The sequence below is a fragment of the Streptomyces sp. NPDC052496 genome (assembly GCF_040679095.1).
Taxonomy (GTDB): Bacteria; Actinomycetota; Actinomycetes; order Streptomycetales; family Streptomycetaceae; genus Streptomyces.
Window position 1 is genome coordinate 132,186 of record NZ_JBFAUH010000023.1, and the last position, 22,061, is coordinate 154,246.

Here is a 22,061-nt window from a genome sequence, read left to right on the forward strand (position 1 = left end):
TGGACGCTGCCTGTCCGGATTCACCGGGCGGGGCGCCGCTTCAGGCCCTGCGGCGGAAAAGTCCGGACATCGCGTATCACGGCCCGGGCGGCGGCCTCGTCGGCACCCTGGGGCTTCCGGACACCTCCCGGCCGGCTCGCCGCTGCGCTCCCGCGCCGAGTACGCGGCCGGCCTTCACCCCGCCGGCCGGGCCCGGAGAACACCCGGCGTGACCCTTGGGCACCCCACCTGACCTGCGCTTCGACCACCCCAGCGGGAGGCTCGGACGAGTGCGGGGGCCGCGGGCGGTCGTCGTTGGACACAACAAGGCGTAGGAACCGAAGTTGGATCAAAGTACGATAGCTCTCGGCTGCGCAACGCGCGTAGAGTCCTGGCAACCCCCTCCCCTTCGCCAGGCATCACAGCCGCTGCCTGAACCCGCACGGAGACACCTGCACCATGGGCACCACGTCCACGGACACTCTGTCCGCTCCTGAAACCGAAGGCGCCGTCGAGCAACGAGGCATCGAGCCCGTCCCCGACCACGAACGCCACGGCCGCGTCCGCGAACTCTTCCCGACCTGGGTCGCCGCCAACATCAGCGTGCTGCTGCTCACCATGGGGGCCTCCCTGGTGATCACCAACGGGCTGAACTTCTGGCAGGTCCTGATCGTGGCCGCCATCGCCTCCGTCGTCTCCTTCGGCATGGTCGGCGTGCTGTCGGTCTCCGGCAAGTGGGGCGGCGCGCCCGGCGCGATGCTCTCCCGCGCCGCTTTCGGTGTGCGAGGCAACTACTTCCCCGGCGCGATCCTGTGGGTGGCCCGCTTCGGCTGGGAGACGATCAACGCGGTCAGCGGTGCGTACGCGGTGCTCACCGTCCTGAAGCTGCTGTTCGGCATCGAGGCCAACAACGTCCTCACCGTCATCACGCTGCTGCTCTTCGTCGCGACGACGTTCCTGGTCAGCGGCATGGGCCGGAAGGCGCTGAACGTCTGCAACAAGTACTCGACGTACCTGTTCAGCATCTTCAGCATCATGGTGCTGGTGTATCTGATCGCCGAGATGCCGTGGGGGAAGATCTTCTCCCAGTCGGCGGGCAGCACCGCGCTGATGATCGCCGGTATCGGCACCATCGCGGCGGGCGGCATCAGCTGGGTGCCCACCGGTCCGGACTTCGCGCGCTACCTGCCGCACTCCGCCTCCGGCAAGAAGATCGTCGGCACCACCATCTCCGGCGCGGCCCTGGTGCTCGTGCCGATGGTGCTGATGGGCGGCATCATGGCCGTCTCCAAGCCGGACCTGGCCAACCAGAACACCGACCCGATGTCGTTCCTCGGCGAGGTGCTGCCGACCTGGCTGGCGGTGCCGTACCTGATCACCGCGCTGGTCGGGATGCTGCTGATCAACAGCCTGTCGATGTACTCGGCCGGTTTCACCGCGCAGACCATGGGCGTCAAGCTGCCGCGCGCGCTCGCCGTGAGCATCAACGCGATCATCAGCCTGGTCGGCGGCGCGTTCATGATGCTGGTGGCCAAGGACTTCATCGGCCAGTTCATCACCTTCCTGACGCTGCTGGCGGTCTCCTTCTCCGCCTGGATCGGCGTGTACGCCGTCGACATGGCGCGCCGCCGGAACATGGCCGTCCGCTACGACGGCGACAGCCTGATGAACGTCAGCCGCACCAGCCGCTACTGGTACGCGGGCGGCTTCTGCTGGCAGGCGCTGACGGCCTGGACCGCGGCGCTGGTGGTCGGGCTGTGCCTGACCAAGGTCACCTGGTTCACCGGCCCGCTGGCCGAGACCTGGCCGGGCAGGCACGGCCTGGGCTGGGCGGCCACGATCCTGATCGCCGCGGTGGTCTTCGCGGTGCTGCCGAAGCCGAAGGAGACGGTGCCCGCGGGCGCCGCCGCCCCTGCCGAGGAGCCCGCGCCGGTCGGCTGATTCGGCCCCCGCACCCTTCTCACCTGATGTGACGTCAGCTAGCGTCCCCTTCGCCAACCGGGCCCACCGCCTCGGCGAAGGGGACGTTCGTCATGCCCGTAACGGTCCTGCGCTTCAACCTCGCCGGCCCCCGCCCCGCTCCCGACGTACTGGGCGCGCGCTACCGGGCCGCCGTCGAGATGGCCGCGTACGCCGACGACCGGGGCCTGACCACGGTCCAGACCGAGGAGCACCACGCCACGGACAGCGGCTGGATGCCCGCGCCGCTGGCCTTCGCGGGCGCCGTCCTGGGCGCCACCCGGCGGATCACGGTCACCGTCTCCGCGCTGATCACACCGTTGCACGACCCGCTGCGGCTGGCCGAGGAGATCGCCGTGCTGGATCTGCTGAGCGGCGGCCGGCTGGTCACGGTGGCGGGCATCGGCTACCGGCCCGAGGAGTACGCGGCGCACGGCCGGGACTGGCACTGGCGCGGCAAGCTCCAGGACGAGGTGCTGGAGACGCTGCTCGCCGCCTGGAAGGGTGAACCGTTCCGCTACCGGGGCCGTACGGTGCGGATCACCCCGCGTCCGTACACGCAGCCCCATCCGCTGCTGCTGGTCGGCGGCAGTTCCCGGGCCGCCGCGCGCCGGGCGGCGCGGCTGGGGCTGCCGCTGTTCCCCAGTGCGCGGCTGCCCGAGCTGGAGACGTACTACCACGCGCGGCGCGCCGAGTACGGGACCGAGGGCTGGGTGATGCAGCCCGCCGCCCGTACGTGTCTGCTGCACGTGTCCGAGGATCCGGACCGGGCCTGGGCCGAGTACGGCGGGCATCTGCTGTACGAGGCGCGTACGTACGCGTCGTGGCAGTCGCCCGGTGCGGAGTCGGCCGTCCGGTCCGCCGCCGGCGATGTCGAGGCGCTGCGCCAGGAGGGGGTCTACCGGATCGTGACGCCCGAGGAGTGCGTGCGGCTGGCCGGGGAGGCGGGGACTGCGGGGTCGCTGATCCTGCATCCGCTGTGCGGCGGGATGCCGGTGGACGAAGGCTGGCGTTCCGTACACCTGTTCGCGGAGCGGGTCGTTCCGCGCCTCAGGGAGCTCTGAGGCGCGGGCCCGGTCCGTCTTGCAAGGAGGCCTGGGGACCGGCACGCTCCGCGCCACGCGGGGACGTGCGGCGCCGCCCGCCTTTGCTTCAACGGAAAACCATTCACGCGGAAAGGAACCGCCTCGAAGCCTTGCCCCGGAATACAGGAGCTGCCCCGGTCCGTCCGACGGACCGGGGCAGCCGCCCACAACTGAGGAGATGAGCTGGCGGGGGGGTGTTAGCCCATCTCCTCCAACGCCTTGCCCTTGGTCTCCTTCACGAATTTCAGCACGAAGGGGATCGAGAGCAGAGCGAAGATCATGTAGATCACGTACGTACCCGAAAGGTTCCAGTCGGAAAGGCTCGGGAAGCTGGCCGTGATGGCCCAGTTGGCGATCCACTGCGCACACGCGGCGACACCGAGCGCAGCGGCGCGGATCTTGTTCGGGAACATCTCACCGAGGAAGACCCAGACCACGACACCCCAGGACAGGGCGAAGAAGAGCACGAACGCGTGGGCCGCGATCAGGGCGACCGTGCCCTGGGCGGTCGGCAGCGTGCCGTCCGCGGTCTTGGAGGCGAAGGCCCACGCCTCCAGGGCGAGCGCGACGGCCATACCGGCGGAGCCGATCAGCGCCAGCGGGCGGCGGCCGATCCGGTCGACGAAGATCATCGCGATCACGGTGCCGACGATGTTGATGATCGAGGTGGTGAAGCTGTAGAAGAACGAGCTGCTCGGGTTGATGCCGACCGACTGCCACAGCGTCGAGGAGTAGTAGAACGCCACGTTGATGCCGACGAGCTGCTGGAAGACCGAGAGGCCGATACCGATCCAGACGATCGGCAGGAAGCCGGCCTTGCCGCCCAGCAGGTCCTTGAAGCTGGACTTGTGCTCCCGGCGCATCGCCTCCTTGATCTCCGAGACACGGGTGTCCAGGTCGATGCTCCGGCCCTCGACCTCGGCCAGCACCTCCTTGGCCTTCTCGGTCTTGCCGACGGAGATCAGGAAGCGGGGCGACTCGGGGATCGCGAAGGAGAGCAGGCCGTAGAGCACGGCCGGTACGACCATCACGCCGAGCATCCACTGCCAGGCCTCCAGGCCCGCCACCTTGCCGCGCTGGTCACCGCCGGCGAGGTTGAGGATGCCCCAGTTCACCAGCTGGGAGACGGCGATGCCGATGACGATGGCGGCCTGCTGGAAGGAGCCCAGGCGCCCCCGGTACGCGGGCGGCGCGACCTCGGCGATGTAGGCCGGGCCGATCACCGAGGCCATACCGATCGCGATACCGCCCAGGACCCGCCACATGGCCAGGTCCCACAGGGCGAACGGCAGCGCCGAGCCGACGGCGCTGACCGTGAAGAGCGCCGCGGCGATCTGCATGACGCGGATGCGGCCGATGCGGTCGGCGATCCGGCCGGCCGTGGCGGCTCCGATGGCGCAGCCGATCAGTGCGATGGCGATCACCTGGGCGAGCCCCGCTGAGCCCACCTCGTAGCGGCCGCGGATGGCCTCGACGGCGCCGTTGATCACGGAACTGTCGTAGCCGAAGAGGAAGCCGCCCATCGCGGCAGCCGCGGTGATGAAGATGACATGGCCGAGGTGGTCCGGCTGGGCCTTGCGGCCCTCCGGCATCGTCGGCTGCGCGGTGCTGGTCAACGTGTACTCCAGTGCCCGGCTGCGCTGCCGGGCGTAGGGGGCTGGCCCTTCCAGTGGCGCATAGGTTGGGGGTACCCACCACTTGAAGGTAAAAGCAACGTTGCAGACCCTATGCCTTCAAGTTTCGAAGTCAATAGGTCGTGATGAATTTGTTTCGGCGCAGCTTCCGGGGCAATGCGTTCAAGTTATGAACCGTAGCGGGCCGTAGCAATCGTGTATGTCACACCGGTTACCCCGCCGCGCACCGGTTACCCGGCCGCCCTCAGCGCAGCCGCTGGCTGATCACCTTCGAGACGCCGTCGCCCTGCATCGACACCCCGTAGAGCGCGTCGGCGACCTCCATGGTCCGCTTCTGGTGCGTGATCACGATCAGCTGGGAGCTCTCCTGGAGCTCCTCCATGATCCCGATCAGCCGCTGCAGGTTGGTGTCGTCGAGCGCCGCCTCGACCTCGTCCATCACGTAGAACGGGCTGGGGCGCGCCTTGAAGATCGAGACCAGCAGGGCCACCGCGGTCAGCGAACGCTCACCGCCCGACAGCAGCGACAGCCGCTTGACCTTCTTGCCCGGCGGGCGGGCCTCCACGTCCAGGCCCGTGGTGAGCATGTTGTCCGGGTCGGTCAGCACCAGCCGCCCCTCACCGCCCGGGAACAGCCGCGCGAACACGCCCTCGAACTCCCTGGCCGTGTCGTGGAACGCCTCGGTGAAGACCTGCTCGACGCGCTCGTCGACCTCCTTGACCACCCGCAGCAGGTCCGTCCGGGTCTTCTTCAAGTCTTCAAGCTGCTCGCTGAGGAACTGGTGCCGCTCCTCCAGCGCCGCGAACTCCTCCAATGCCAGCGGGTTCACCTTCCCGAGCTGCTGATACGCCCGCTCGGCGGCCTTGAGCCGCTTCTCCTGCTCGGCCCGTACGTAGGCCACCGGCCGGTTGCGCGGGTGCTCCGGGTCCTCCGGCAGCTCCTCGCCCTGCGCGGCGGGGGACGGCGGTACGGGCTGGTCGGGGCCGTACTCGGCCACCAGGGCAGCGGGCTCGACCCCCAGCTCCTCCAGGGCCTTGGCCTCCAACTGCTCGATGCGCATCCGCTTCTCGGCGCCCAGCACCTCACCGCGGTGCACCGAGTCCGTCAGCTTGTCCAGCTCGCCCTTCAGGTCCCGGCTCGCGTTGCGCTCGGCCACCAGCGCCTGCTCGCGCTCCTGCTTGGCCAGCTCCGCGGCCAGCCGCTCCTGCTCGGCCCGGACGACCGAGACCTCGACGTGCGCCAGCAGCTGCCGCGCCCCGGAGGCGACCGCGGACGCCACCGCCGCCTCGTGGCGGGCCCGGGCGCGCCGCTGCTCGGCGCGGGCCCGTGCCTCGCGTTCGGCCCGCGCCGCGCGGTCCAGACCGTCGGCCCGGCCCGCGAGGCCCTTGACCCGCTCCTCGTGGGTACGGACCTGGAGGCGGGCCTCCATCTCCGTCTGCCGCGCGTTGGCGCCGTCCGCGGCCAGCCGGTCCCGTACGGAGGTGTCGGGTTCCTCGTCGCCGGGCTCCTCCTCGGCCACCGCCAGCCGCGCGGCCAGCTCCTCGGCCTCCTCGGTCGCCCGTTCGAGCGCTTCCTCGGCCCGCGCCGCGGCGGCGGCCGAACGCTCCGCCTCGTCAGCGGCGCCGCGCGCCTGGCCGCCGAGCCGGCCCAGGTCCCCGGCGACGCGGGACTTCTCGCGGTCGGCGGCGCGCCGCCGCTCCCCCGCCTCCTCGGCCAGGCGGGCGCAGGCGTCCCGCCGCTGCCGTGCCGCCTCCTGAGCGGCGGTCAGCTGCTCGCAGCGTCCGCCCAGTTCGGCGGCCTCGGCGGCGGCCTCGTCGACGGATGCCTGCACCTCCAGCAGGCTCGGCGCGCCGGCCGATCCGCCCTGTGCGAAGTGGGCTCCGAGGACGTCGCCTTCTGCGGTCACCGCCGTCAGGTCCGGCCGGGACGCGACCAGTTCCTCGGCGTCCTCCAGCGTGCCGACGACCACTGCGCCGCGCAGCAGCCACCGTACGGAGCGCATCAACTCCTCCGGTCCCTGGACCAGTTCGGCCGCGAGCGGCAGGCCTCCGGAGTCCACGGGGCGGTCCGGCTCCGGCCCCGCGCCCAGCACCATGGCCGCACGTCCGGCGTCCTCCTTGCGCAGGAGGCGAATCGCTTCGGCGGCCGTCGCCGGGTCGGCCACCGCCACGGCGTCCGCCGCCGCGCCGAGCGCCGCCGCCACCGGTACCTCGTGGCCCGGGGTGACGGTCAGCAGTTCGGCGGCCGGGCCGAGGAGGCCGGTCAGCCGGCCGGCCGCGCCGAGCAGCGCTCCGGTCCCGTCCTTGCGGCGCAGCCCGAGGGCGAGCGCTTCGTGGCGGGCGGAGACCGCCGCGCGCTGCCGCTCCGCGGCCGTCAGCGCGTCGCGCGCGGCGCTCAGCGCGGCCTCCGCGTCGGCCAGGTCCTGCTTCGCGGCCTCGTGCTGCCGCGCCAGGTCGGCGTCGTCCGCGTCCAGCCCGTCCACCTCGGCCTTGAGCGTCTCGTACTGCTCCTGGGCGTCGGCCGCGCGCCGGCGCGCCTCGTCCCTGGCCGCGACCAGCCGCCCGATCTCCGCCTGGGCCGACGCCGCCCGGCCGCGCGCGGCGGTGACCTGCCCGTGCAGCCGGGCCAGCCCCTCCCGGCGGTCCGCCATGGCGCGCGCCGCGTCCCGCAGCCGCCGCTCCTCGTCCTGGAGCTGCCGCTCCAGCTCGGCACGGTGCTCCGCGGTGTCCTCCAGGGCCCGGCTCGCCGCCTCCAGCGCGGCTTCCAGCTCGGCCTCCTGCTCGCGGACCCGGGCCGCCTCCCGTTCCAGGTCCTCCGGGTCGCGGCCGCGGCGTTCCTCCGGCGGGGCAGCCGTGGCGCTCTTGACGCGCGCGTCGGCCAGCGAGACGGTGCCGCGCACGCGCTCGGCGAGCTGCGACAGCTCGTAGTACGTCTGCTGGGCCCGCTGGAGGCGTGGCGTCAGCGTCCGTACCTCCTCCTCCAGGGCGGCCTCGCGCCGGGTGGCCTCCTTCAGGCGCTGCTCGGCGGTCTCCTTGCGCTGCTTGAGTGCGGCCTCGTCGGCGATCTCCGCGCGTAGCGCCTCGCGCAGCGCCACCAGGTCGTCGGCGAGCAGCCGCAGCCGGGCGTCGCGCAGGTCGGCCTGGATGACGGCGGCGCGGCGGGCGACGGCGGCCTGCCGGCCCAGCGGCTTGAGCTGGCGCCGCAGCTCGTCGGTGAGGTCCTGGACGCGGGCCAGGTTCGCCTTCATCGCCTCCAGCTTCCGCAGCGCCTTCTCCTTGCGCTTGCGGTGCTTGAGGACACCGGCGGCCTCCTCGATGAAGGCGCGGCGCCCCATGGGGTCGGCGTGCAGGACGGAGTCGAGCTGGCCCTGACCGACGATGACGTGCATCTCCCGGCCGATGCCGGAGTCCGACAGCAGTTCCTGGATGTCCAGCAGGCGGCAGGTGTCGCCGTTGAGCTGGTACTCGCTGCCGCCGTTGCGGAACATCGTCCGCGTGATGGTGACCTCGGCGTACTCGATGGGCAGCGCGCCGTCGCTGTTGTCGATGGTCAGCGAGACCTCGGCGCGGCCGAGCGGCGGCCGGCCGGTCGTCCCGGCGAAGATCACGTCTTCCATCTTGCCGCCGCGCAGCGACTTGGCGCCCTGCTCGCCCATGACCCAGGACAGGGCGTCGACGACGTTGGACTTGCCCGACCCGTTGGGGCCCACGACACAGGTGATGCCGGGTTCGAAGCGCAGTGTCGTGGCGGAGGCGAAGGATTTGAATCCTCGCAGTGTCAGGCTCTTGAGATGCACGCCGTTGGACTCTACCGCCCGGCCCCCGCCGGGGACCGCCCCGGCACGAGGGCCCCGGCGCACCCGGCCGGACGCGCAATGCCGGGCGGTGTCCGCGGCGTCCGCTCTCCCGGCGGCTGTGCGATTTCGGTTTCGTTGCTGAAGGTGCAGGGCACATCAGACGGTGAGGGTCACCCGGGGACCGAAGAGAAAAGCGAGCGGAAACGACGAAGGGACGCCGAAGCGTCCCTTGAAGATCTTGCTAGCGGTGCCTCAAGCGGCTGGCGGTACAGCCCGTCGGCCCCGGGGGATGGGGTCAGGTGAGCGCGGGCTCCGCCTGGGGTACGTCGATGCCCTCAAGCATCGAGTCGTCGTGACGTGCGGCAGCGGACAGCATGTCGTTTTCGGCCTGCATCCGGATGAGTTCGGATTCGAGGTCCTGGACGCGCTGCTGAAGCCGTCGCATCTCGGAGAGGACTCGGGGGTCGGAGCCGCCGACGTAACCGAGAAGCGCCTTTGCCATGATGGATGGTCCTCCACACTGAGTGACCGACCGAAGCGGTGTGGGTCGTGAGGGATTCGCACCCGCGGTGCTTGTCATTGTCCTGCGAACTCAATGCCAAACAGCTAAGGTGCGCGGGGCTTCCAGAGTCTCACCAAAAGGTTTGAGGGTCAACACGATCACGCCCCGTATCCTTGGGCGCCCGGGAGCCCGCGGCCGCGGCAACGCCGGACCGGCTCCCCAGAAAAGCGCCTCGGGGGCGTGGAGATCATCCTTACAGCGGCAGCCTTGCACGGGTCGGCCGAGTTGGCAACCACCAGGTCATGACTGCATTGTGCATCTGACGGGGACACGCGAAACCGGCCCGCCGTCCGGTTCCCGGATACCGCGCCCCGCACGGGTCAGCGGATCGCGAACCCGTCGTAACCGCCCCGCGGCGTGTCCCAGATCTCACCCACACCCTCGACCCGTCCGGGCGTGTCGCCGGTACGCAGCCACTCCAGCAGTTCCTCGCACCGCTCACGCGGCCCCTCGGCGACGACCTGGACCCGCCCGTCCTCCAGATTGAGGGCGAACCCCACGAGGCCGCCGATGCGCAGCGCGTTGGCCCGCGTGAACCACCGGAAACCGACCCCTTGGACCCGGCCGCGCACCCAGGCGGTCAGGCGGACATCTTCGTTCATGTCTGCACGTTAACCGGCCAATTGCTCGTCGGGCACATCGGCCCCACACGTCATGGCGTACAGTCGCCCGGCAACGAGACTCACCCTTACGAGTGAGACACGTTGACGTTCGTGTGGACAGAAGGAAGGCAGTGGATGGGCCGCCATCGACGCTCCGCTCCCGCATCGCCCGCAGCCCCCGGAGCCCCGGACCAGGCCGGAACCCCGGCCTCCGCACCGCCCCCGCACTCCGGCCGGCACCGCGGCCCCCGCCCCGCGCGCGACCGCCGCAGCGCCCCGGTCCGCACCGGACTGCTCGGCGCTTCGGCCGCCGTGGCGATGGGCGCGGTCGCCGTCGCCTCGGGCCTGCTGCCCGGCGGCAGCCCGTACGACTGGGGCGGCAACGGCGGCTCCGGCGAACGGGTGCGCGCCGACTCCCTGCCGCACCCGCCGGCGCGCGAGACGGCGTCCGCGACGCCCACGGACCGCGGCACCGGCCAGGCCAGCCGCGGTGAGCCCCGCCCGGACATCCCGGACCGCGCGCGCCCCACGTCGTCCGCGCCCCCTTCGGCCACTCCGGTCCCCCGGCAGTCGGCCACGCCCGCGGGCGACACCGGTACCGACGCGGACACCGGCGCCGGCCGGGACCGTACGCAGCGCCCGGACCGTACGCCCACCACCCCCGCGCCCCCGAAGCGCACCCCGTCCGCCTCCGCCGCGCCGGGCACCACGCCCTCGGACGCCGAGTCGCAGGTGGTGACCCTGGTCAACCAGGAGCGCGCGAAGGCGGGCTGCTCACCGGTGACCGCCGACCGCGAACTGGGCGCCCTGGCCCGCAACTTCAGCGCCGACATGGCGCGCCGCGGCTTCTTCGACCACACCGACCCGGACGGACGCAGCCCCTGGGACCGGGCCGAGGAAGCGGGCATAGCCACCATGGGCGGCGAGAACATAGCCCGCGGCCAGGCCGACGCCCGCGCGGTGATGGACACCTGGATGCACAGCTCCGGCCACCGCGCCAACATCCTCAACTGCGAGTACAAGACCCTGGGGGTCGGAGCGCACTTCGGCCCGGGCGGCCCGTGGTGGACGCAGGACTTCGGGTTCTGACCCGGACGGTGCCACGGGCGCCGGCTCAGCCCTCCTCCGGAAGGCTCTCCCACTCCTCGCCGTCGCGGTAGAGCTCGAAGTCGTGTTCGGCGGCGATCTCCTCGGCGTGGGCGCGGCTGCGCACCGTCACCTCGTGCCGCCGGCTGACGACCTCGCCGTGTACGCCGCCCTCTTCGACCACCTCGATCGCGTGTGTCTCGTACACGACGCTGCCGGGCGCCGCCGAGCTCCAGACCAGATGCATACTCGTCGCCATCGGATCCCAACCTCCGAAGGTATGGCCCCCTGGCTACAGGGTCGCATCTCCATCCGTACGAAAGCACGCGTATGCGGGTGGGTCGGCGTGTACGTGTCCCCGCGTACGGACGGCATGTCCGGGGCGGAGCGCGCGGGGCGGGCGCGCGCCGCACCCGCGAGCGCCCGGCACCGGCGGCCCTGTCAGGCGGCGACGGCGGCGCGGCCGGCGGCGAAGAGCGCGGCCTGACCGGCGACGCGGCGGCCGAGGTGTTCGGCGGTCGCGACGTCGGCCTTGTGGACACCGTCGGGGCCGCGGTCGTTGTCGGTCTGCGCGGCGGCGCCCAGGAAGAAGCCGAGGCGGTTGAGGTCGTTCTCGGAGGCGGTGGTGGCGTTCCAGCCGGGCAGCAGGCCGAGGTTGACCCAGTGCATGCCGTGCTGGGCGGCCAGCACGGAGAAGAACTGCAGGGTGTGCAGCTTGTCGCCGCTCTTGGAGGCGGAGTTGGTGAAGCCCGCCGCGAGCTTGTCCTGCCAGGCGCGGGTCGCCCAGCGCTTGGCGGTGGCCTCGGCGAAGACGTGGAAGGCGCCGGACGCGGTGCCCATGTAGGTCGGCGAGCCGAAGACGATCGCGTCGGCGGCGTCGAGCAGATCCCACTGGGCCTCGGTGATCTCGTCGACCTTGATCAGGTGAACGGTCGCGCCGGCATCGGCGGCGCCGGCGCGTACGGCCTCGGCGAGCACCGCGGTGTGGCCGTAGCCGGAGTGGTACGCGACGGCGACGACGGGGGTGGCGGCGGGGGCGGGCGTGGACATGGGAGGGCTCCTCCGTGTGTGCCGCGCGGCGGGGTGCGGCGCGGTCCGATGACCAAAGGAAAGCACTAACTAAAAGAAAGCGCAATCGATGAGCTAGCGCTGTGCGGGAGTAGGCTTGGCGTATGGCGAATCACGGCAGCCCGCAGGAGGTTCCGGCGTGCGGGACGGAGGCGGGGGCGGAGGAGGCGTTCAACGTCTTCGCGCGCACGTGTCCGTCGCGCGACACCCTCAAGCACGTCACCGACCGGTGGGGCGGCCTGACGCTGGGCGCGCTGCACCAGGGCACGTTCCGCTTCAACGAATTGCGGCGGCAGGTCGACGGGGTCAGCGAGAAGATGCTGTCCCAGACCCTGCACGCCCTGGAGCGCGACGGGCTGGTCCACCGCGAGGCCCAGCAGACCAACCCGCCACGGGTGGACTACGCGCTGACGCCGCTGGGGCGCGAGGTGGCCGAGCGGCTGCTGGGGCTCATCGAGCTGGTGGAGAACCGGATGCCGGAGGTACTGGCGGCGCGGGAGCGCTACGACGCGGCGCGCGCGGACGCCTGAGGCGGCGGGTGCCCGGTGCGGGCTACGGGCGCGGCGGGTGCCAGATACGGGCTCGGGCGCGGCGAGTGCCCGGTGCGGGCTACGGGCGCGGCGGGTGCCGGATACGGATTCGGGCGCGGCGAGCGCCCGGTGCGGGTCACGGGCGCGGCGGGTGCCGGATACGGGCTCGGGCGCGGCGAGTGCCCGGTGCGGGTCACGGGCGGGGCGGTCGCTGGCAGCGTGGGCAGAAGTAGCTGGAACGGTTCATCCAGGGGCGGCGGCGCATCGCCGTACCGCAGCGCCGGCACGGCTCGTCCTCGCGCCCGTACGCGTCCAGCGACCGTTCGAAGTAGCCCGACTCCCCGTTGACGTTGACGTAGAGGCTGTCGAAGCTGGTGCCGCCCACGGCGAGCGCGGCGGTCATCACGTCGCGGATGTGGCCGAGGAGTTCGGTGGTGCGGGGGCGGGTCAGGGTGGCGGTCGGGCGGTCGTAGTGCAGCCGGGAGCGCCACAGCGCCTCGTCGGCGTAGATGTTGCCGACGCCGCTGATCAGCGACTGGTCCAGCAGCGCGCGCTTGACGGTGGTCCGGCGGCGGCGCAGCGCGTCGTGGAAGGCGGCGTCGTCGAAGGCCGGGTCGAGCGGGTCACGGGCGATGTGCGCGATGACGTCGGGCAGCCCTTCGAGGTCGCCGGGCACGGCGTCGTGCAGCGACAGCCCGCCGAAGGTGCGCTGGTCGACGAAGCGCAGCTCGGTGCCGGCGTCGTCGTCGAAGGTGAAGCGGACCCGCAGGTGCTTCTCGTCGGGCGCGTCCTGCGGCTGGACCAGGAGCTGCCCGCTCATGCCCAGGTGGGCGAGGACGGACAGGCCGTCGGTGACCGGCAGCCACAGGTACTTGCCGCGGCGCCGGGCCTCGCCGATCCGCTGCCCCTTCAGTCGGGTGGCGAAGTCGACGGCCCCGGCGGTGTGCCGGCGGACCGCCCGCGGGTGCAGGACCTCGACGGCGTCGACGGTCCGGCCCCGTACCCAGCGCTCCAGTCCACGGCGTACGACCTCGACCTCGGGCAGCTCGGGCACGGCTCTCCTCGTCATGGGGCGCCCCGCCGCGCGACGCGGGAGGGCACGGTGCGGATGCGGTACGGGTGTACGGGCGGTACGGGTGTGTACGGGTAGTACGGGGCAGCCCACACCGGACGCGATGCACGGGTGGCACGGGGCAGCCCACACCGGACGCGACGTACGCGCGGTACGGGACAGCCCCACGCCGGACGCGACGGCGGCCCCGTACGCCCCGTGCACCCCCGTAAAGCACTGCCCGGCCGCCCTCCCCTGCACGGGGCGGACGACCGGGAGTGACGAACACTGCGGGTTCAGCCGGAGACGGGCGGCTCCCCGGCCGGGGGAACCACGGGCTCCCCGGCCGGCGGCGCGTCCGCGGCCTTCTCGGCCGCTTCGTCCGCCGCCGCGCGGATCGCCCGCCAGGCGGACTCCGCCGCCTGCTGCTCGGCTTCCTTCTTGCTGCGGCCGGTGCCGGTGCCGTACGAGACACCACCGACGCGGGCAGCAGCAGTGAAGGTCTTCTCGTGGTCCGGACCGGTCTCGCTGACCACGTACTCCGGGACGCCGAGACCTTCGGTCGCGGTCAGTTCCTGGAGGCTGGTCTTCCAGTCCAGGCCGGCGCCCAGGCCGGCCGACTTCTCGATGAGCGGGTCGAAGAGCCGGTGCACCAGCTCGCCGGCCGCGTCGAGGCCCTGGTCGAGATAGACCGCGCCGATCACCGCTTCGAGGGTGTCGGCCAGGATGGATGCCTTGTTCCGGCCGCCGGTGCCCTCTTCGCCCCGGCCGAGGCGGATGAAGGCGCCGAGGTCGAGGCCGCGGCCCACCTCGGCGAGCGCGCGCGAGTTGACCACCGCGGCCCGCAGCTTGGCCAGCTGGCCTTCGGGCAGGTCGGGGTGGGTGCGGTACAGCGTGTCCGTGACCACCAGGCCGAGCACCGAGTCCCCGAGGAACTCCAGCCGCTCGTTGGTGGGCAGGCCGCCGTTCTCGTACGCGTACGAGCGGTGCGTCAGCGCACGCACCAGAAGGGCGGACTCGAGGTGGTACCCGAGCCGCCCTTCCAGAAGCGTGTGGGACGAGGCCGTGTCCGCCGTTGCCGTGTCGGCCCCGCGCTTGCGGGGTGACGTAGGGGCGTCTGACATAGAGCCTGTCACCAGCCGATCAGACCTCGAGGACCTGTCGCTTGTTGTAGGTGCCGCAGCTCGGGCACGCGATGTGCTGCTGCTTCGGCTCGTGGCAGCGCTCGCACGCCACCAGGGTGGGGACCGCAGCCTTCCACTGCGACCGGCGGTGGCGCGTGTTGCTGCGCGACATCTTCCGCTTCGGAACAGCCACGGCTACTTCTCCTGCTTCTCGTCGACGCCCGCTTCGGCGCCGCTCATGTTGTCCTTCTCGCCGTCCGGGCCGGTGGCGAGTCCCTGCAGTGCCGCCCAACGGATGTCGACGGCGTCGTGGTGGTGGTCCGGGTCGTCCGCGAGCCGCTCTCCGCACTGGGAGCACAGGCCCGGGCAGTCGTCCTGGCACACCGGCTGCATCGGCAGTGCGAGCACCACCGCATCACGCAGCACGGGTTCGAGGTCGAACAGGTCGTCCTCGAGGAAGAGAGTGTCCTCCTCTTCCTCGGCGTCGTCGCCGGGCTCCGCGGTGCGGTTCCTGGCGTCGGCGTCGGGGTAGGCGAACATCTCCTGGAAGTCCGCTGCGAGCTCGCGCTCCAGCGGCTCCAGACACCTTACGCACTCCCCCTGGAGCGATGCACGGGCGGTACCTGTGACAAGCACCCCGTCCATGACGGACTCCAGGCGGAAGTCGAGTTCCACCGGCGCGCCCTCGGGCACGCCGATGACCTCGTTGCCGAGGTCCCGGGGGGCCTCGACGGTGCGGGAGAGCCGCTGCAGCGCGCCGGGACGTCGTCCCAGATCGCGCGTGTCGAACACGAGCGGGGAACGGTGGTCGAGGCGGGCGTTGATGGCTTCCTGCTTTCTACGCTGACGTACGAGCCGCCCCGTCACCGAGAGGCGACCGGGCAGCAGAGATCGCGGACGTACACGCGACCGAAGAGCCAGGATACTGGAACGGTCCCGATAGGCCCAATCCGCTACTGCCGCCCCTCCTCGTACTGCCGCAGCCGGTCGAGATCGATCATGCTCGTGTCGAAGAGGCTGGTCTCGTCCAGCGCGGCGGGCTGCGCCGCCCGCCCGGCGGGGGCCTGCCCGGGAAGCTGCGCCTGCTGGAGGTAGGCCGCGCTCGGGTCGTAGGGCTGCTCGTGCGGGTGCTGCTGCGTCTGCGGGTCCTGCCAGCCGTAGCCGTACGGGTCCTGCTGCGCGTACGGGGCCTGCGGGTAGCCGTAGGCGTCCTGCTGCGGGTAGCCCTGGCCGGTGTAGTAGTCCTGCCGGTCCTCGGGCTGCGCCTGGGGCGGCACGGTGGGCTGCGGCGGGACCTGCGGCTGCGGCGGTACGGGGTCGGCCAGCTCGGCGAGGCCCGCGAGGTACTCGGCGTCGCCGGTGTGCACCGGGTGCCGGCCGTCGGCCGGTGCGGCGAGGCCGCCCAGCTCGTCCGTCGGCCGGACCCCCTGGAGTTTCTGCCGGCCGCGGCCGACGGCTTCCAGGGTCTTGGTCAGGACGGCTTCGAAGGCGCCGAACTTGGCGTCCACGTACCGGTCGGCGCGGTCCTTGAGCGTCTGCGGGTCGGCGCTGGGCTCGGGCGCCTGGATGCCGTCCTCGTCCTGGTGGCCGCCTTCGCCCGGGGCGCGGCCGAGCAGCTTCTCGCGGCCGCGGTCGACCGAGCCGATGGTCTTGGTGAGGACGACCTCGAAGTTGGCCAGTTTGCTGTCCACGTAGTCGTCCGCCTCGGCGCGGATCTCCTCGGCCTCCCGGCGGGCCTCGGCCAGGATCCGGTCGGCCTCGGCCTGGGACTGCCGGGCCACCTCGGTGTCGGAGATCAGCGAGCCGCGGTGGGCGTTGGCGGACTCGATGATCCGCTCCGCCTCGGCACGGGCCTCCTCGACCATCTGCGCGCGGTCGCCGAGCACCTCCTGCGCCTGTGCGAGCGACCCGGGCAGGGCGGCGCGCACCTCCTCCAGCATGGCGAGCAGCTCGGCGCGGTTGACCACGCACGAGGCCGACATGGGCATGGACCGGGCGCTGCCGACGGTCCGGACGATCTCGTCGAGCTTCTTCTGCACGTCCACCTTGGACTCGCCACTTTCCGGGTCGGTACGACGGAACGGGGACGACTGTACGTCCACAGGGCCCCGCACCGACACCTGCTGACGGGTGGTCAGCGGCTCACTTGGCGCCCAGCCGTTTCGTCAGCTCTTCCAGGACGAAGGGCGGTACGAGGTGGGAGACGTCGCCGCCCCATGCCGCGACCTCCTTGACCAGGCTGGACGAGAGGAAGCTGTAGGTGGGGCTGGTGGGGATGAAGAGGGTCTCGATGCCGGAGAGACCGTTGTTCATCTGGGCCATCTGCAGCTCGTAGTCGAAGTCGCTGACCGCCCGCAGCCCCTTGACGATGGCGGGGATGTCGCGCTGCTTGCAGAAGTCGACGAGCAGGCCGTGGAAGGACTCGACCTGGACGTTGCCGTACTCGGCGGTGGCCTGGCGGATCAGGTCGATCCGCTCGTCGACCGAGAAGAGGCCCTTCTTGGCCTGGTTGATCATGACGGTGACGTGTACGACGTCATAGAGCCGGGAGGCCCGGGCAATGATGTCCAGGTGCCCGTTGGTGATGGGGTCGAACGACCCCGGACAGACTGCGCGGCGCAACTGAGGTTCCTCGCTCTCCGGTCCGGTCATGACGCGTTGTCGCACGTCGAAGCGGCGCGACCGTACCAAAGCGTCCCCTCGCCGTAGCGCCGGGACCGGATGGCCTCGAACCCGGCAGGCCAGGGGAACGGACCGCCTCTGGTGCTGCGCTCCACGGTGACGAGTGCCTCCTCGGCACACCAGCCCCGCCGGAGGAGTGTGAGCAGGATCTCCCCAAGATCGTCGTCGGTGACGGCGTACGGCGGGTCCAGGAAGAGCACGTCGTACGGCTCCTCCGGGGCCGGACCCGCGGCCACCTGCTCGGCCTTGCCGGCCCGCACCTCGGCGCCCGGCAGGCCGAGGGTGCGGACGTTGTCGCGGATGGTGCGGACGGCGCGGGCGTCGGCCTCGACCAGCAGGACGTGCGCGGCGCCGCGGGACAGCGCCTCCAGGCCCACGGCGCCGGAGCCGCCGTACAGGTCGAGCACCCGGGCGCCGGCCAGCGGGCCGTCCAGCGACTCCCAGGTGGAGAACAGGCCCTCGCGCGCCCGGTCGGAGGTCGGTCGGGTGCCGGTGCCGGGGGGCACGGCCAGGCGCCGGCCGCCGGCCGTGCCGGCGATCACGCGGGTCATGGGTCTCGGTCCTTCGCGCTGCGGGTGGGGCGGCCCGCCTGCGCGGACCACTCCCCCACGATATGGCGTCGGACGCTGCCGGGCCGCCCGGCCCGGCCCCGCTGCCCGTCAGCCCTGTCGGGACACGGCTCGTCGCCCCTGTCGGATCCGCTCGTCACCCCTTGTCGAGATACTGCTCGCGCTCGGCGTCCAGCAGCGCCTGGAGGGCGATGCGCAGCTCCGGGTAGCCGGTCAGCTCCGGGTCGGCGGCGACCACCGAGGTGGCCTCCTCCCGGGCGGCCTCGATGACCTGCTCGTCCTCGATGACGGCGAGCATCCGCAGGGACGTACGGGCGCCGGACTGGGCCTGGCCGAGGACGTCGCCCTCGCGGCGCTGCTCCAGGTCGATACGGGACAGCTCGAAGCCGTCGAGGGTGCCGGCCACCGCGGCGAGCCGGGCCCGCGCGGGGCTGGCCTCGGGCATTTCGCTGACCAGCAGGCACAGGCCGGGGGCCGAGCCGCGGCCGACCCGGCCGCGCAGCTGGTGCAGCTGGGAGACGCCGAACCGGTCCGCGTCCATGATCACCATGGCGGTGGCGTTGGGGACGTTCACCCCGACCTCGATGACGGTGGTCGCCACCAGCGCGTCCACCTCGCCGGCCGCGAACCGGCGCATCACCGCGTCCTTGTCGTCCGGATGCATCCGGCCGTGCAGCACCTCGACGCGCAGCCCGGCCAGCGGGCCCTTCGTGAGCTGCTCGGCGACCTCCAGGACGGCCAGCGGGGGCCGCTTGTCCTCTCCCCCGCCGTCCCCCGCCTCCTCCGCGGACTTCTTCTTGGCGCCCTTGCCCTTCGGCGCGTCGTCCTCGTCGCCGATGCGCGGACAGACCACGTACGCCTGGTGGCCCGACTCGACCTCCTCGCGCACCCGTTCCCAGGCCCGCGCCAGGAAGTGCGGCTTGTCCTTGGCGGGCACGACATGGCTGGCGATCGGCGAGCGCCCGGCGGGGAGCTGGTCCAGTACGGAGGTCTCCAGGTCACCGAAGACGGTCATCGCGACCGTACGGGGAATGGGGGTCGCCGTCATGACGAGGAGGTGCGGCGGCTGCTTGCCCTTGCCGCGCAGCGCGTCGCGCTGCTCCACCCCGAAGCGGTGCTGCTCGTCGACGACGACCAGGCCCAGGTCGTGGAACTGGACCTTGTCCTCGATCAGCGCGTGGGTACCGATGACGATCCCGGCCTCGCCCGTGACGAGGTCCAGCAGCGCCTGCCGGCGGGCGGCGGCGCCCATCGACCCCGTCAGCAGCACCACCTTCGTGCCGTGCTCGGCACCGCCGAGCATCCCCCCTTCGGCCAGCTCCCCCATCATCTCGGTGATGGACCGGTGATGCTGCTGGGCCAGCACCTCCGTGGGCGCGAGCATCGCCGCCTGCCCGCCGGTGTCCACGACGGCGAGCATGGCGCGGAGGGCGACCAGGGTCTTTCCGCTGCCCACCTCCCCCTGGAGAAGCCGGTGCATCGGATGGTCGGTCGCCAGATCCCCGAAGATCTCCCGGCTGACCTTCTGCTGGCCTTCGGTGAGGGTGAAGGGGAGCTTCGCGTCGAAGGCGTCGAGCAGGCCGCCGGGGGTCAACGGGCGCGGGGTGGCGGGGAGTTGGGTCTCCGCCAGGCGGCGGCGGGCCAGGGCCACCTGGAGGACGAACGCCTCGTCCCACTTCAGGCGGGAGCGGGCGTCCTCGATGTCGGCTTTCGTGCGCGGGCGGTGGACCTTTTCCAGGGCGTCCGGGAGGGGCAGCAGGGCGCGGCCGGCGCGCAGCGCCTCCGGCAGCGGGTCGAGTGCTTCGCGGACGCTGGGCAGCACCGCGTCGACGGCCTTGGTGATCTTCCAGGAGGCCATCTGCTGGCAGGCCGGGTAGATCGGCATGAGGCGGCCCGCGAAGGCGTCCACCGCCTCCTCGCCGCCCTCGCCGTCCAGCAGCGCGTACTCGGGGTGGGCCAGCTGGAGCTTGCGGTTGAAGACCGAGACCTTGCCCGCGAACATCGCGCGGCGGCCGGGCAGCAGGTCCTTGTGCGGTTTGTGGATGCCCTTGCCGAAGAAGACGAGCTGGAGCCGGCCGCTGCCGTCGGTGAGGGACACCTCCAGGCGCTGGCCGCGGCCGTTGTTGAACTTCAGCACGCGGGCGTCCGCGACCCGCGCGACGACCGTGACGTGTTCGTCCAGCGGCAGGTCGGAGAGGCGGGTCAGCTCACCGCGCTCCGCGTATCTGCGCGGATAGTGGTGGAGCAGATCGCCGACCGTGTGCAGACCGAGATGCTCGGCCATCACCTTGGCGGTGGTGCCACCGAGAATCTTCTTCAGGGGTTCGTCGAGCGCGGACACGGTGACCATTGCACACCACGCCACTGACAACCGGCGGCAGGCCCCGGAATTCCGCCGGTCAGGCGGGCTTTCCCGGCCGGTTTTCCGGAATGCCTTCCGGGCCGTCCCGCCGTGTGCGACGCGCGGTCCGCGTCATTCGACGCCGATGAGCAGGGGCGCGCCCCGCTGCCCGCCTTCGTAGACGACGGTGTCCACGGCCAGGTGGCGCTCGCGTACGTGCCTTTCCAGGCGCTCCGCGAGGGAATCGGGGAAATCGGCGCCCAGCACGAGCGTCACCATTTCCCCGCCGGCCGAGAGCATCCGGTCCAGTACGGTCACCGCGGTCGCGGCCAGGTCGGCGCCGATCACCACCACGTCCCCGTCGATCAGCCCGAGGACGTCCCCGGCCTGGCAGACACCGGCCATCGTCCAGGACTGCCGTTCGGCGACGGCCAGCTCCGCGTAGCGGGTGGCGCCGGCGGCCGAGGTCATGGCCACCACGTCCTCGTCGAAGCTGCGGGCGGGCTCGTGCACGGCCAGCGCGGCGATGCCCTGGACGGCGGCGCGGGTGGGGATGAGGGCGACCCGTACGCCTTCGGTACGGGCCTGCTCGGCCGCGGCCGCCGCGGTGTGCCGCAGTTCGGGGTCGTTGGGCAGCAGCATCACTTCGCGGGCGTTCGCCTGGCGGATCGCCTGCACCAGCTCACCGCTGGCGGGCGGCTCCCCGGGGCGTACGGTCACGGCGGTCGCGCCGGCCTCCGCACACAGTCCGGCGAGCCCGTCGCCCGGCACCACGGCCACCACGGCGCGCGCCACCGGCTCCGGCTCGCGGCGGCGCGGGGCCCGGCCGCCTTCGGCCGCGCCGAAGTGGGTGATGCGGATGCGGTACGGGCGGCCCGCCTCGATGCCCGCCTCGACGGCGGCGCCCGCGTCGTCCACATGGACGTGCACGTTCCACAGTCCGTCCCCGCCGACGACGACCAGGGAGTCCCCGAGGCCGTCCAGCCGGGTGCGCAGCCGGGCGACGGCGGCGTCGTCGGCCTCCAGGAGGTAGATCACTTCGAAGGCGGGCCCGTCCGGGTCCGCGTCGTCCGGACCCGCGTCGCCCGGATCCGCGCCGCCCGGGTGCCGCCCCTCGGGGGCCCGCCCGTCCACCTCCTGGCAGCCGCCTGCCACCGGTACGGGGGCGTCCGGCCGTACGGTGATCGCCGCCGTGGGCACCTCCCCGGAGAGGGCGCCCGCCAGCGCGCCCAGCAGGGCGACCAGGCCGCAGCCTCCCGCGTCCACGACGCCCGCCCGGCCCAGGACGGCCAGCTGCCCCGGCGTCTCCTCCAGAGCGGCCCGTGCGCCTTCGTACGCGGCCCGTGCGACCGCCGCCGGGGTGCCGTCGGCCCGCTCCGCCGCCTGGGCAGCCATCGTGGCGACCGTGAGCACGGTGCCTTCGACGGGGTGCGCCACCGCCTCGTACGTGGACTCGGCCGCCCGCCGCAGCGCGCGCTTCAGCGTCGCCGCCGGGCCCTGGGCGCCGTCCGCCTCACCGTCCCCGTGCCCGTGCCCGGCCCCGTTCCCGTCCCCCAGGATCTCCGCCATCCCCCGCAGGAGCTGGGCGAGGATCGTGCCGGAGTTGCCGCGGGCGCCGATCAGGGCCCCGTGCGCCATGGCGCCGACGGCGTCGGCCAGGCCCGGCGCGGTGCCCGAGGCGCCGTGCCCGTCGAAGGCGGCCTCGACCGCGCGGGCCGCGGACTCCACGGTCAGGTAGAGATTGGTGCCGGTGTCCCCGTCGGCCACGGGATAGACGTTGATCGCGTCGATCCGCTCGCGCTCGCGGCCCAGGGCCTGGAGCGCGAGGGCGCACCAGGTGCGTACCGCATCGGCGTCGAGCGGGTGCGGCACCGTTCGTCCTCCTCGGCCAGCGGCCCGTCGCGGGCTCGGCTCGGTCATGCGATCCACCGCACAGTAGTCGCGCGGAGGCCCGGCGGCCGGGGCGGGGGCCCGGGCGGTCATGGTAGTTTCG

The 22,061-nt window shown here is 72.4% G+C and carries 19 protein-coding genes; 4 read left to right on the top strand and 15 right to left on the bottom strand.

Annotated features, from left to right (window positions below; all coding sequences use genetic code 11):
- Positions 1-438: 438 nt before the first annotated feature.
- Positions 439-1,920, top strand: coding sequence for a cytosine permease (locus tag AB0L45_RS28225; protein WP_365844739.1), 1,482 nt, complete (start codon positions 439-441; stop codon positions 1,918-1,920).
- Between the two features lie 92 nt (positions 1,921-2,012).
- Entirely contained in the window at positions 2,013-3,002 is a 990-nt protein-coding gene (locus tag AB0L45_RS28230) for an LLM class flavin-dependent oxidoreductase (protein ID WP_365844741.1), read from the top strand.
- 218 nt (positions 3,003-3,220) lie between these two features.
- On the opposite strand, the gene AB0L45_RS28235 is transcribed toward AB0L45_RS28230, so the two are convergent.
- The 4 genes from AB0L45_RS28235 to AB0L45_RS28250 all read right to left on the bottom strand — a co-directional run bounded on the left by AB0L45_RS28235 (position 3,221) and on the right by AB0L45_RS28250 (position 9,617).
- Positions 3,221-4,639, bottom strand: coding sequence for a sugar porter family MFS transporter (locus AB0L45_RS28235; protein ID WP_365844743.1), 1,419 nt, complete (start codon positions 4,637-4,639; stop codon positions 3,221-3,223).
- A 262-nt stretch (positions 4,640-4,901) separates the two neighbouring features.
- Positions 4,902-8,453, bottom strand: a complete 3,552-nt coding sequence (smc, locus tag AB0L45_RS28240) for a chromosome segregation protein SMC (protein WP_365844745.1) — start codon at positions 8,451-8,453, stop codon at positions 4,902-4,904.
- A gap of 295 nt (positions 8,454-8,748) precedes the next feature.
- Positions 8,749-8,955: a hypothetical protein gene (locus tag AB0L45_RS28245; protein ID WP_361145746.1), complete on the bottom strand. Its 207-nt coding sequence runs from the start codon at positions 8,953-8,955 to the stop codon at positions 8,749-8,751.
- A gap of 380 nt (positions 8,956-9,335) precedes the next feature.
- Complete coding sequence (locus AB0L45_RS28250) at positions 9,336-9,617, bottom strand: acylphosphatase (protein ID WP_031007255.1); 282 nt, start codon at positions 9,615-9,617, stop codon at positions 9,336-9,338.
- 135 nt (positions 9,618-9,752) lie between these two features.
- Here AB0L45_RS28250 and AB0L45_RS28255 point away from each other — a divergent pair, with 135 nt between their 5' ends.
- On the top strand, positions 9,753-10,706 hold the full coding sequence (locus AB0L45_RS28255) for a CAP domain-containing protein (RefSeq protein ID WP_365844748.1): 954 nt from the start codon (positions 9,753-9,755) through the stop codon (positions 10,704-10,706).
- Positions 10,707-10,731: 25 nt separating this feature from the next.
- Here AB0L45_RS28255 and AB0L45_RS28260 read toward each other — a convergent pair whose 3' ends face one another.
- Both AB0L45_RS28260 and AB0L45_RS28265 read right to left on the bottom strand, forming a co-directional pair.
- Positions 10,732-10,962, bottom strand: coding sequence for a hypothetical protein (locus tag AB0L45_RS28260; protein WP_365844750.1), 231 nt, complete (start codon positions 10,960-10,962; stop codon positions 10,732-10,734).
- Between the two features lie 182 nt (positions 10,963-11,144).
- Positions 11,145-11,753, bottom strand: coding sequence for a flavodoxin family protein (locus AB0L45_RS28265; protein WP_365844752.1), 609 nt, complete (start codon positions 11,751-11,753; stop codon positions 11,145-11,147).
- A gap of 122 nt (positions 11,754-11,875) precedes the next feature.
- On the opposite strand from AB0L45_RS28265, the gene AB0L45_RS28270 reads away from it, so the two are divergent.
- Entirely contained in the window at positions 11,876-12,301 is a 426-nt protein-coding gene (locus AB0L45_RS28270; RefSeq protein ID WP_365844755.1) for a helix-turn-helix domain-containing protein, read from the top strand.
- A gap of 193 nt (positions 12,302-12,494) precedes the next feature.
- Here the strand turns inward: AB0L45_RS28270 and mutM are convergent, their stop codons facing one another.
- The 9 genes from mutM to AB0L45_RS28315 all read right to left on the bottom strand — a co-directional run bounded on the left by mutM (position 12,495) and on the right by AB0L45_RS28315 (position 21,940).
- Positions 12,495-13,355, bottom strand: a complete 861-nt coding sequence (gene mutM / locus AB0L45_RS28275; RefSeq protein ID WP_365844758.1) for a bifunctional DNA-formamidopyrimidine glycosylase/DNA-(apurinic or apyrimidinic site) lyase — start codon at positions 13,353-13,355, stop codon at positions 12,495-12,497.
- Positions 13,356-13,648: 293 nt separating this feature from the next.
- Complete coding sequence (gene rnc / locus AB0L45_RS28280; protein WP_365844760.1) at positions 13,649-14,476, bottom strand: ribonuclease III; 828 nt, start codon at positions 14,474-14,476, stop codon at positions 13,649-13,651.
- Between the two features lie 19 nt (positions 14,477-14,495).
- Entirely contained in the window at positions 14,496-14,669 is a 174-nt protein-coding gene (gene rpmF, locus AB0L45_RS28285) for a 50S ribosomal protein L32 (protein WP_003951102.1), read from the bottom strand.
- 2 nt (positions 14,670-14,671) lie between these two features.
- Entirely contained in the window at positions 14,672-15,301 is a 630-nt protein-coding gene (locus AB0L45_RS28290; RefSeq protein WP_365844836.1) for a YceD family protein, read from the bottom strand.
- A gap of 128 nt (positions 15,302-15,429) precedes the next feature.
- The gene (locus AB0L45_RS28295) at positions 15,430-16,521 is read right to left on the bottom strand and encodes a cell division initiation protein (protein WP_365844838.1); all 1,092 of its coding nucleotides are present in this window, start codon (positions 16,519-16,521) and stop codon (positions 15,430-15,432) included.
- Positions 16,522-16,618: 97 nt separating this feature from the next.
- Positions 16,619-17,098 (bottom strand): pantetheine-phosphate adenylyltransferase, encoded by a 480-nt coding sequence (gene coaD / locus AB0L45_RS28300; RefSeq protein ID WP_365844762.1) that lies wholly within the window; start codon positions 17,096-17,098, stop codon positions 16,619-16,621.
- Between the two features lie 26 nt (positions 17,099-17,124).
- Positions 17,125-17,709: a 16S rRNA (guanine(966)-N(2))-methyltransferase RsmD gene (gene rsmD / locus AB0L45_RS28305; protein WP_365844764.1), complete on the bottom strand. Its 585-nt coding sequence runs from the start codon at positions 17,707-17,709 to the stop codon at positions 17,125-17,127.
- A gap of 154 nt (positions 17,710-17,863) precedes the next feature.
- Positions 17,864-20,077 (bottom strand): ATP-dependent DNA helicase RecG, encoded by a 2,214-nt coding sequence (recG, locus tag AB0L45_RS28310; RefSeq protein ID WP_365844766.1) that lies wholly within the window; start codon positions 20,075-20,077, stop codon positions 17,864-17,866.
- Positions 20,078-20,200: 123 nt separating this feature from the next.
- The gene (locus AB0L45_RS28315) at positions 20,201-21,940 is read right to left on the bottom strand and encodes a DAK2 domain-containing protein (RefSeq protein ID WP_365844769.1); all 1,740 of its coding nucleotides are present in this window, start codon (positions 21,938-21,940) and stop codon (positions 20,201-20,203) included.
- Positions 21,941-22,061 lie beyond the last annotated feature (121 nt).